The 11,824-nt window shown below is 33.3% G+C and carries 12 protein-coding genes; 2 read left to right on the top strand and 10 right to left on the bottom strand.

The features are described from left to right. The 6 genes from Q5O86_RS01470 to glnA form a co-directional block, all read right to left on the bottom strand. On the bottom strand, positions 1 to 233 hold a 233-nt coding region (locus tag Q5O86_RS01470), incomplete at its 3' end, for a hypothetical protein (protein ID WP_302625379.1). 271 nt (positions 234 to 504) lie between these two features. After that, positions 505 to 2,511 (bottom strand): leucine-rich repeat protein, encoded by a 2,007-nt coding sequence (locus tag Q5O86_RS01465; RefSeq protein WP_302625378.1) that lies wholly within the window; start codon positions 2,509 to 2,511, stop codon positions 505 to 507. Further along, positions 2,511 to 2,699: a hypothetical protein gene (locus Q5O86_RS01460; protein WP_302625377.1), complete on the bottom strand. Its 189-nt coding sequence runs from the start codon at positions 2,697 to 2,699 to the stop codon at positions 2,511 to 2,513. The genes Q5O86_RS01465 and Q5O86_RS01460 overlap by 1 nt, the downstream gene beginning before the upstream one ends. Before the next feature lie 215 nt (positions 2,700 to 2,914). Next, on the bottom strand, positions 2,915 to 4,129 hold the full coding sequence (locus tag Q5O86_RS01455) for an LL-diaminopimelate aminotransferase (protein WP_302625376.1): 1,215 nt from the start codon (positions 4,127 to 4,129) through the stop codon (positions 2,915 to 2,917). A gap of 46 nt (positions 4,130 to 4,175) precedes the next feature. Then, positions 4,176 to 4,724, bottom strand: coding sequence for an ANTAR domain-containing response regulator (locus Q5O86_RS01450; protein ID WP_302625375.1), 549 nt, complete (start codon positions 4,722 to 4,724; stop codon positions 4,176 to 4,178). Positions 4,725 to 4,738: 14 nt separating this feature from the next. Then, positions 4,739 to 6,070, bottom strand: a complete 1,332-nt coding sequence (gene glnA / locus Q5O86_RS01445; RefSeq protein ID WP_302625374.1) for a type I glutamate--ammonia ligase — start codon at positions 6,068 to 6,070, stop codon at positions 4,739 to 4,741. Positions 6,071 to 6,286: 216 nt separating this feature from the next. On the opposite strand from glnA, the gene Q5O86_RS01440 reads away from it, so the two are divergent. After that, positions 6,287 to 7,081: a L,D-transpeptidase gene (locus Q5O86_RS01440; RefSeq protein ID WP_302625373.1), complete on the top strand. Its 795-nt coding sequence runs from the start codon at positions 6,287 to 6,289 to the stop codon at positions 7,079 to 7,081. 26 nt (positions 7,082 to 7,107) lie between these two features. Further along, positions 7,108 to 7,779 carry a viroplasmin family protein gene (locus Q5O86_RS01435; RefSeq protein ID WP_368074719.1) on the top strand — a complete coding sequence of 224 codons (672 nt, stop codon included), beginning with the start codon at positions 7,108 to 7,110 and terminating at the stop codon, positions 7,777 to 7,779. Positions 7,780 to 7,830: 51 nt separating this feature from the next. On the opposite strand, the gene Q5O86_RS01430 is transcribed toward Q5O86_RS01435, so the two are convergent. The 4 genes from Q5O86_RS01430 to Q5O86_RS01415 form a co-directional block, all read right to left on the bottom strand. Beyond that, positions 7,831 to 8,955: a leucine-rich repeat domain-containing protein gene (locus tag Q5O86_RS01430; protein WP_302625372.1), complete on the bottom strand. Its 1,125-nt coding sequence runs from the start codon at positions 8,953 to 8,955 to the stop codon at positions 7,831 to 7,833. A 44-nt stretch (positions 8,956 to 8,999) separates the two neighbouring features. Beyond that, complete coding sequence (locus tag Q5O86_RS01425; protein ID WP_302625371.1) at positions 9,000 to 10,175, bottom strand: MBL fold metallo-hydrolase; 1,176 nt, start codon at positions 10,173 to 10,175, stop codon at positions 9,000 to 9,002. A 199-nt stretch (positions 10,176 to 10,374) separates the two neighbouring features. Then, a complete protein-coding gene (locus tag Q5O86_RS01420) occupies positions 10,375 to 11,094 on the bottom strand; it encodes a LytTR family DNA-binding domain-containing protein (RefSeq protein WP_302625370.1) in 720 nt (239 codons plus the stop codon). A gap of 51 nt (positions 11,095 to 11,145) precedes the next feature. Further along, positions 11,146 to 11,793: an HAD family hydrolase gene (locus Q5O86_RS01415; RefSeq protein ID WP_302625369.1), complete on the bottom strand. Its 648-nt coding sequence runs from the start codon at positions 11,791 to 11,793 to the stop codon at positions 11,146 to 11,148. Between the last annotated feature and the right edge of the window lie 31 nt (positions 11,794 to 11,824).

Below are 11,824 nucleotides of genomic sequence, written 5' to 3'. Positions count from 1 at the left end.
GCCCCATTCGTATTATTATAATTTTCTGTTGTAAATCTAATGGTTCCACTGTTATCTTTTGTCGGAAGATTTTGGGCTATACCTGCGATATCACTTGTCACATCACTGGCTACACTTCCACTTCCTAATATTACTGTGTCTGTTGTGACAGCGTTTATCCTTTTTGCCGGAATACTCAAACTGCCAATCGCCAATATAAGACTCAAACCTAGAGCCATTATCCTTTTTGTCATTTTATAAATACCTCCCAAATTATTTTTTGTTCATAGTCGACCGTGTTTATTTTATCACGCATATAATTTGAAAGATATGGCGGAAATTTTAGATGGCAGGTTTCTATTTTTTAGTTTATACTCTTTTATAATAAAGTACGGTATTTATCTAAACACATGTCTTTCAGTATATCAATATTCTTCATATCAAAAAAGCAAATGGCTATCTTATTCTTAGCCATTTGCTTTTTATTAATAAATTTTAAAAAAGATAAAATACTCATTAACTTTTCTATTTTATAGTAACCTTACATTTCGCAGTCTTCCCACTTGATGTTTTTACTTTTATAGTTGCAGTTCCTCTTCTTTTTGCTTTAACTTTTCCGTTTTTATCTACTGTAGCAATCTTCTTATTTGATGAATACCACTTGATTGTATCTGTAATTCTGTATGGATTTGTTTTTATTTTTAATTTTTTTGTTTTTCCCTTTTTTATCGTCAATTTCTTCTTATTTAACTTAACAGATTTTGCTCGGATTTCTTTGACTTTCACTGTGCATTTCGCAATCACACCATTAGAAGATTTCGCCGTAATTGTAACTTTTCCTGCTTTTTTTCCTGTTACCATCCCATCGGCTGATACTGTGGCAACTTTCTTATTAGAAGAACTCCATTTGATTTTATCAACACTTTGAGATGGAGATTTTTCCACCTTAACTCTATATTTTTCTCCCTTGTAAATAGCAGCTGTCTTTGTGTCTAATGTCAGTTTTTTTACATGTGCTTCACTTACATTGACATCATATAGGAAAGTATAACCATCTTCACATCTACATTCTATATAGGTCTGACCAACCTTTTTGGCGGTAACTATTCTCCACATATTATCGTTCAGTTTCAAATCAGCAACATTACTGTTACTGTTAACAAATGTTTTGGGATCATATAATGAACTCCATGAACTATTGACACATTTACTTTCTCCACGAATCAAATTCACTTTTTGATAAATTCCAATGGATTCAAAAGATGCCTTATGAAACTCATTAAATCCATCATCTGTTGCAATATACTTTTCAATACCTCTGTTTTCGTACCCTTTGATAGTTAAATTATCAACATTCACAAAGACATTTTCATCTAATTCAGTTTTGTAGGAGAGTGTAATTTCTGAGAGATTGCAGCAACTAAAAAATGCTCCTATTCCAATATCTTCTACTTGATTAACATCTACTCTTTTTAAATTTGTATTACTTTCAAAAGCATACATATCTATATATTTCACATCTTCAGGCACTACAAAAGACTCCCCCTCTTTTTGCGCCGGATACAACTTCAACATAATTCCATCATAGTATTTAGTCACACCATTAAAATACAGTGCATTAAACTTTACCTTGCCATACATTACATTGTCCCTGACATAGTAATTCGTATTACCTTTTTCTACTTTAATTTCTTTTAAATAGTCATTTCCAACAATTCCCCCATCGTCAATTTCTTTAACACTTTTTGGAACTGTAATAGATTCTAATTTTGTATCCCAGATAGCAAACTGTCCTATATATTCACAATTCTTTGATATATTTAACTCTTCCAGATTATGACAGTGACAAATTGCACTACATGCCAGTGATATTACAGTGTCCGGCATATGTAACTTTTTTAAGTAATCATTACATTCAAACGCCGCTGTTCCAATATATTTTACACCTTTTGCAATGTTATATGTTTCATCCTTTCTTCCAGATGGATAGCGTATAATCCTATCCTGATTTTTGCTGTATAAAACACCATCTATATCTTTATAATTTTTATTCTTTATGCTGACATGAATATTGACAAGTTTATCCAAATCACTGAACACTCCGGCTAACCCTCCTGAATTATTCCCACTCAAATCTTTCATAGTACCGGGAATATTAATTTCTTCTAAGTTATTGCATCCGGAAATTGCATTATAATTTAAATATTCGTATCCTTCTTCAAACGTTAACGTTTTTAGTTGATTATTTTCGCGAAATGCCATCGGTTCAACACCAATGATTCTTTTTCCATTATATTTTGATGGTACTACCAAATCAGTTGCATTGCCTCTGTAACCTGTTATCACATATTGACCTGACTCTAATAACATTATTTCAAATTCAGCATTTTCCTCATCTCCAATGTTTTCTTCATCCACAATAACTATTTCTTCTGTTCTGTTTTCCTCTGCCACTATGTCTATTTTTGATATAGGCAATCCACCTACTAGCAATGCCAGTGCAAAAATCAATGTGATTATTTTCTTTTTCATTATTGAGCCTCCCCTAATTTAAATCTTCTTTTCCCAGCATATATCTCATTAACATAGCCCGATATAAAAATCGGCTTTACAATCATATCTTCCTTTACATGCATCAAATCTTTATCCCATCCTACAAATTTGTAATCTAAGAAATCATCTAATCTGATATCCTCTGCTGGCTCCCAGTATTCTACCACCTATTGCTTAACAATACAATTATTTTGATTTACAAACGTTATTTTATGTTGGCTCTTTTTATAATTAGCATACAAAGCAATATCTAAAATAACTAAATCCTATTTTTCTATATTTTTATTGTTTAAATTTTCCTCGCAAAAAAACTGTCCCAGAACTTTATATGAATATAATTATTCACTAAAAATTCCGCGACAGTTTATTATTCTAACAAACCTTATAAATTCTTAATTCTCTCAATGGCCTTGAGTGTATTCTCATATGTTCCAAATGCTGTCAGTCGGAAATATCCTTCTCCGCTCGGACCAAATCCTGAGCCTGGAGTTCCAACAATATTTGCATTTGCAAGTAAATAATCGAAGAAATCCCATGATGACATTCCCTTTGGAGTTTCAAGCCATACATACGGTGCATTTACACCACCACTGACTGTATATCCTGCATCTTTTAATCCTTCAATGATTATCTTGGCATTATTCATATAATAAGCTACCTGCTCCTTTGTCTGAGCCTTTCCTGCTGCTGAGTAAACTGCCTCTCCGGCTTTCTGTATAATGTATGGAGCGCCATTAAACTTAGTTCCATGTCTTCTTGCCCAGAGTGCGTTCAACTTCACTCCGTCTGATTCTAATTCCTTCGGAATCACTGTAAATCCAAGTCTGGTTCCGGTAAATCCCGCATTCTTTGAAAAACTTCGTAATTCAATAGCACATGTTTTTGCACCATCACACTCATAAATTGTATGTGGTACATCTTCCTCCGAAATATATGCTTCGTAAGCTGCATCATAAATAATAACCGCTCCTACCTTATTTGCATAATCTACCCATTCCTGAAGCTGTGCCTTTGTAACTGTAGAACCTGTAGGGTTATTCGGAAAACAGAGATAGATAATATCCGGTGTTTCCTCCGGAATCTGTGGTGCGAAATTTGTTTCCTTTGTACAAGGCATATAAATTACATTGCTCCATCTTTCCTTTTCTGCAATATAGTCTCCGGTTCTTCCCGCCATAGCATTTGTATCTACATACACTGGATAAACCGGGTCACAAACTGCTATCTTATTATTTACCGCAAAAATATCTCCAATATTTCCTGAGTCTGACTTTGCACCATCACTGACAAAAATTTCATCCAGGGCAATGTCAACACCTCTTGCCTTATAATCATTATCTCTAATGGCACTTCTCAAAAATTCATATCCAAGGTCCGGTGCATAACCATGAAATGTAGCGCCATCTGCCATCTCATCCACAGCACTGTGTAATGCCTCAATAACTGCCGGTGCCAATGGCTGTGTGACATCACCGATTCCAAGGCTGATAACATCCTTATCCGGATTTGCCTCTTTAAATGCTGACACCTTTTTCGCAATGTTGGAAAACAAATAACTACCTGGTAACTTTAAATAATTTTCATTAATCTTGTACATTTTTCTGTCCTTCTTTCTTTATAAATTTGTTTTTCTTACTCTTTATTTACTCTTTATACATAATCTTTAAAATAGATTCTGCGGTTTCAACCATTGTCCTTCCACTATCCATAGAAGTTTTCTGAATATATCTGTGAGCCTCATTTTCTGACATATTATTTTTTTCCATCAATACTGCTTTTGCCTGATTCACAACATTTTGTTCCTCCTCGGTTCGTCTATAAGGCTGTTTTACTTTCTTCCTTGCTTTCGCATAAACATTATGCTGCATCAATTCTACAGAATTTAAAAAGTCGCGAACCTTGATAGGCATCTCTAACATTGCCACTCCTCCGTCTGCTTCCAGAAGCTTTTGTTTTGATGCCACCAGCAACATTTCAAATCTTCCTCCCACATTGTCGAGGATATCTGTATAAGGCATATCAGTCATTCTATATCCACTGATAATAACCCCTTCGCCTAGGGTGTCCGCTAAAGTTATAGCTCTTGCCCCTGTCGTACAGCTAAAGACACTCTCATATCCATTATGCACTAACAGGTTTCTAATTGCTTTACTGTCCTCTAGCTTAGGGAATACTACTACAATTCCTGCCAATTTTGCCTCCTAAATTAGATTCGATCTAGATATCTGTCAATCTCCCAGTTTGTAACTTGAGAAGTATATTCCATCCATTCCTCTTCTTTGGCACGAATATATTTCTTATATACATCCTCTCCTAAAACATCTCTCATAAAATCTGATTTTTTCATTTCTTCAACCGCTTCATACAGATTTTTTGGAAGATTTCTAATTCCTGCTTCTTCTCTTTCCTCATCTGTCATGATATAGATATCTTTTTGAATATTCTCTACCGGTACAAGGCCTCTTTTGATTCCATCTAAACCTGCTGCAAGACAAACCGCAATAGCAAGATATGGATTACATGCACAATCCGGACATCGAAGCTCTACTCTTGTTCCTGCTCCTCTGGCTGCCGGCACTCTGATTAACGGGCTCCTATTTGTAGCTGACCATGCAATGTATGTAGGTGCTTCATATCCCGGAACCAATCGCTTATAAGAATTTACAATCGGATTCGTGATAGCTGCCATACCACGCATATGTTCCATCAATCCGGCAATAAAGCTATATGCCTCTTTACTTAAACCATTTTCGTCTTCAGCATTTGCAAAAATATTATTACCTTCCTTATCTGATAATGACATATTAATATGCATTCCGGAACCACATACACCAAACTTTGGTTTCGGCATAAAGGAGGCATATAAACCATGTCGTTTTGCAATTGTTTTTACTGTAAGCTTATATGTCATAATCTTATCAGCTGTCTCTAATGCCTCTCCATATTTAAAGTTAATCTCATGCTGCGCAGGCGCTACTTCATGATGAGATGCCTCTACTTCAAATCCCATTTCCTCTAAATTCAGAACAATATCACGACGCGCATTCTCACCTAAGTCTGTAGGTCCCAAATCAAAATAACTGCCATTTTCATGACTAATTGTTGTAGGATTTCCATTATCGTCTGTATGGAATAGGAAAAATTCGCATTCCGGTCCAACATTAAAAGTATATCCCATATCTGAAGCTTCTTTGATAACTTTTTTCAAAATACATCTCGGGTCATTTTCTAACTGTGTGCCATCCGGTTTGTATACATCGCAAATCATTCTGGCAACCTTTCCCTGATGAGGTCTAAAAGGTAAAATTTCAAATGTATCATAATCAGGGTATAAATACATATCTGACTCCTCTATTCTGGCAAAGCCTTCAATAGAAGAACCATCAAACATAATTTTATTATCTAACGCTTTTGCTAACTGACTTTTTGTTATGGCAACATTCTTTAATGTTCCAAAAAGGTCTGTAAACTGAAGTCGTATAAATTCTACATCCTCTGTTTCTGCCATATTTAAAATCTTCTGTTTTGTGTATCCCATTTTTTACTCCTTTCAAAATGAAAAATTCCTATTAAATAATAACAAATACGACTATTTCCGTCAATAAACTTAGCTTGAACAAAAGTTAAAATATTACTATATTTATCCTATTGCAATTAACTCTTTAAAATTATACAATAAAGAACAAAGTGCCTTTCAGCTATAACTGAAATGAAAGATACTTTTACTTACTTTAAAAAATATCGGAGATACTTCATGATAAAATACAGAAAACATATTTGCCTTGGAATATTTTCTACTATTATCTTTATTATGTTTATTGCATTAATATTACAAGATAATCAAACGGCAAACAAAAACAAAAAAATAAGAGATACCAATAATATAGAAGAAACTGTTACAACATTGAATCACATAGAACCAAACACAACCACACAGCCAAATCATTCGACAGAAAATATTACTTCAAACTCAGAAACAGAAACAACTTCAAAAGCTATTTCACCTAAAAAACTTATTGATTTTAACGCAAGTCACCCTTATCTTATAAGAATAAACCGTGACGAAAACTTTGCTGTCGTGTATGGAATGGATAAAGAAGGAATGTATAGTATTCCTTATAAAGCTTTTGTTTGTTCCACAGGGAAAAATCCGGAGGATACCCCTTTGGGCGCTTTTGATATATCTGTGCGATACAGATGGAGACTTATGGTAGACGGTACCTATGCGCAGTATGCAATCAGAATTTTTGGGCAGATTATGCTCCACTCTGTCCCTTATGAATATGCTCAAAGTGATTCTCTGGAATACTGGGAATACAACAAATTGGGTAAGCCTGCCTCCCTTGGCTGCGTACGCTTTAGGGCAAAAGACATTAAATGGATATATGACCATTGCAATGAAGGTACAAAAGTAAATATTTACAGTGAACCCGGTGAGGAACCGCCTCTAAAAATACGAAAAATAAAAAAGATAAAAAGGTCGAATCCAAACAAAAACTGGGACCCTACAGACCCGGATAAAAATAATCCTTGGAAAAAACAAAAATAATTACTCGAAAACCAAAGAGAGGGGACATGATGGCAAAAAAATATTACGCTGTTAAAATTGGAAAAAATACCGGTATTTTCCAAACATGGGAAGAATGTAAAGAAAATGTTGACGGATATCCCGGAGCACTTTATAAAAGTTTTAAAACAATATCGGAAGCTTACACCTATTTGGGCGATGAAGGTACACAGATGAGTCTGTTTGATATGGATGCTGTCACGCAGCCAACCAATACTACAAAAACCGAAATCCCAGATGAAACTATGCCTATTTCCACTGCTTCTAAAGCAATTGCCTATGTGGATGGAAGCTTTAATGCCGAAACTAATGTTTTTGGCTATGGAGTTGTAATGTTTCACAATGGTAAAGAAATCCATTTATCTCATTCCTATAATGATGAAGATTTAGCCACTATGCGAAATGTTGCCGGAGAAATATATGGTTCTATGGCTGCCATGACATATGCTTTAGAAAACAATATAAAAACATTATCTATTTACTATGATTATATGGGAATTGCAAAATGGTGTACGGGAGAATGGAAGACAAACAAAAACGGCACCATTGCATACAAAAAATACTATGATAAAGCCAGAAAAAAAGTTAACATAAATTTCGAAAAAGTTAAAGGCCATTCCGGTGACAAATATAATGATTTAGCTGATAAATTAGCAAAAGAGGCTTGTGGTATTGAATAACCACAAGCCTCTTTATTTTATCTGAAAAAATATGATTAATTATTATGCAAATTAAATAGCCGCTTTTCCATTTCCGTCTATTTCATAGTAGCCTTTAAAATAATTGCTCCACTCAGTATATATTTTATTTCCATTTAAAATCTTGTAGCCTCGTATTCTTCTTCTTATAATAGGATAATATGTTATATCTCCTGCGCTCTTAATCCTTTCATCTATCTTATACAACATTTGCTCACTCATAATTGGTTTATTAACTTCCTCTCTCATTTCAAATTTATCTGTTTCAATAATATTTGTGATTATAATTTCTGTTTCATATCCATCAGCTCCAAAAATTGTATTCCATGCTTTTCCCCCTGGAAGTATAGGTTTAATTTTTGCAAAATCACAATTGTATTTAACAGTTGCTTCAAATGGAAAAGCAGCAGATAGTATTTTCATATCATCTTTAACGGAAACTTCTGTAATACCTGTCTTCCAAAAAGCCTCTGAACCAATTTTTTTTACATTTAACAAATCTATATCTTTTAATTTACTACACCCTTTAAATGCATAATTTTCTATATTTTTTACACTATTGAGATTAATTTTCGTTAAAACACTACATTCGCGAAAAGCCCTTCGTTCAATTTTAGTTGTTTTTTTAGGTATACTTACCTTTTTTAAAGATTTACATCTAAAAAAAGTTTTCTCTTTTATAACTGATATGCTCTTAGGGATTTTAACTTCTTCCAATCTACTTTCTCCAAAGGCATAACTCTTAATATATTTAACAGTGGAAGGAATACTTATTTTTTTCCCCTTATATCCTCTAAATGATTTTGCTGCAATAATTTTTACAGTGGAAGGAATTTTATAATTACCTCTTTTATCTTTAGGATATAATAATAGGGTTTTTCCATTCTTACTAAATACAACTCCCTTTACAGATTTATATTTCTTATTATTTTTTGAAACTGTTACCTTTTTCAAATAAACTGTATTTATATCTCTGAGTCTTCCTTTATAGTGCTCTCCAATATAAATATTTTTATAATATCTATCCGCTTTAATTTTTGTAATATCAGTTTTTTTACTTATAACCTTAACTTTTTTTGCTGACACAACACTCGTAGACATCGTGAAAATAATTAATAGTAACGAACATATCAACATTCCTTTCATAATTTTATTCATAACTCAACTCCTCCTTTATTTTCAATTATTTCAAACATTAAAATTTAATAAGAATACGCTTTTACAAGTGTTCCTTCTGCATTAGTTGCTAAAGCGGCACCTAATGTATTTGTTAGATACGCATTCCTTTCCTTTGCTGCAGATTCCATATTTTTTAATAATATATTATTTGTTATATAACATTTTTGAGGGGAAAATGCATTTTTATATTGCCCTTTTATTGTAGCTGTAAACTCAGCTAATGTTCCGTGATGCTGTATCTTTAATATATTAGTATCCAACTGCTTATATCTATTTCCACACTTTTCTCCCAACTCTGCAATGCGTTTAATAATACTGCTATAAACATCCCCTGTAAACAAATATGTTTTGTCACCAAATTCCACCCGACATATGATTGAACGATTATTCTCATAAACACCATCACCCAAGTTTGTATCTTCACTCTTACTTAAAGGACGATATACATATAATGTAGCCGCTCCTAAACTTAATTTTATTGTCTTTGATGCATTTACAGCATTAGTTATATTTTTATTATCAACATTCAAATTCGAAACATAATCACATGTCCATGTGCTATTAATTTTTTGCATTAACTCTTTATAAGATTGGGCATCACACCCCTTTCCCGTCCCAGCAAGATGTTGATGCACTTTTTCTCTATAGAATTTGGTAACCACTATATTTTTATTTTCTATAATTTGTTTCAAACCACCAAAGTGGTCAAAATGATGATGCGTTAATATAACATATTTTAAATTTAACTTTGAGTCCTCTCCACCTCTGGATTTTCTTATTTTTTCCAAATATGCATTACACAATCCATCGCCCGGACCAGCATCTATTAACGCAAATTCTCCATTGCACTCTATTAATATTGCATCCCCCCTTTTTAATGCCGCATTATCACTTTTAGCATCTCCAACTTTAATATAATGTATTTTTATAGTAGAAGCAGCAGCCTTTACCTGTACTTTTACTACTGAATTTGTATTTTCAAACTCTTTCTCCTCTTTTATATCATATGGGTATTCTTTTACATCTATGTTTGCATGATACGCTTCCTCTACCTCCTGAGGTGTAGCCTCGTCATCTCCAATCCCATAAGTGTATTGTGATATCTTTTCAGTATCTGCCCAAATTTCAATATTATAAGATACACTTATTGTCATCATTACACATAGCAAACTCCCTAATAATATCTTTAGTTTTTTCATAATCCTCTTCTCCCTTCTCATAATATTTACTTATAGAATATTTTTATTATATCACATTTTTTTCATATTTTTTCTTTTTGTGGATAAACGACCATATTTTGCGACAAACGACATCTCTTTACCTTTTAACATAAAAAAGCAAAATGCTGTTAAACTTTCTCAGTTCAACAGCATTTATTCAAAATATAATGATTAGGCATCACGCCATCTCTTCTCCATATTTATGTAATAATCTTTTTACATCACTAACGTATTTTCTTCCTATAGCTATCTCAACGCCATCTTTCATAAAAAAACTCTGTCCATGATATTTTTTTATATACTTAGCATTTACCATAAAAGATTTATGACATCGAAAGAGATAATATTTTTCAAACTTACCTTCGATATTTATAATACTCTCTTTCACAAAGATTTTGCTTCCATTACTCTTTGCTATTTCAAGTCCCTTTTCTTTTGCCTCTATATATGCAATCTCTCCGATGCTTATTCCTTTCGGCACCCCCTCCTCTTTATATTTGAATATCCCTCTGCTATTTTTATTTCTCTGCAAACACTTTTTGATGTCTGAAATTATTCTACTTTCATTCAATGGTTTACGGTGAAAGTTTTGTGGTTCTAAATCAAATATACCATCATCATAAGTTTTATCTTCAGAAATCAAAACTATGCTAATCTCTTTGTCTGCAAACTTTTTGCGAATGACATACCCCAATTCTAATCCTGTCTTTTGCGATAACCCAATGTTTAGAAAAATCATATCAAAAAAGTAGTCATCTTCTATTTTTTTTATAAGGACATTTTCATCATAAAATACTTCAACAATAATGTTCACACACTCTTTTACTCTAAATCTATGAATCCACTTTTCCAGCATAGCACAATATGTTTTATTGCTATCACATATCACAATATTCATAATCGTTCTCCACACTTATCCTATATAAGTTTTTCTCTTTTTTGTTTCCTTCTACAAAATATCTAACAGTATTTCCGGTCTATCAATTATTTTCATTGGTCTTAGACTTTCAAGCAACTTCCTGTCTCTAAATCCCCAACTACAAAGAACACAATCAATTCCTGAATTTTCTGCTGTAGCTCTATCAACTTCCGAATCCCCCACATATATGCTCTCAGACTTTTCACTGCCCAAAAGTTCTAATGCGTGTAAAACACTATCAGGAGCCGGCTTTTTCTTAATGCCTGCCTCCTCATTTTCACCAATAGCAATAGGAATATATTCTTTAAAATAAATTCGATTTAATTCTGTAGTTGCCGGCTGGGCCTTGTTGGAAACAATCGCCATTTTAATCCCCCGATGGTATAATTCCCGCAGTAACTCCATAATTCCCGGATAAGCTGCTGTTTTTACCTGACAATGTCCCTGATAATACTTTTTGAAATCTTCAAAAACACTTTGAAACTGTAAATTTTCTTCTCCCTGCGGAATTGAACGGATAATAAGCTGCCTGATTCCATTTCCTACATGCTTTTTTACCAAGTCCACACTATGGAGAGGATAACCATACTTCTCCTGAACAAAATTTACTGCATTTGCCAAGTCATCTATGGTATTTAAGAGTGTTCCATCTAAATCAAAAACTACCGTATTATACATTTTCCCTACCTTAACACCAATCTGAAATTAA

Source organism: uncultured Eubacterium sp. (assembly GCF_937958975.1).
Lineage (GTDB): Bacteria > Bacillota > Clostridia > Lachnospirales > Lachnospiraceae > Eubacterium_G.
This window is presented reverse-complemented; position numbering and strand designations above follow the sequence as displayed.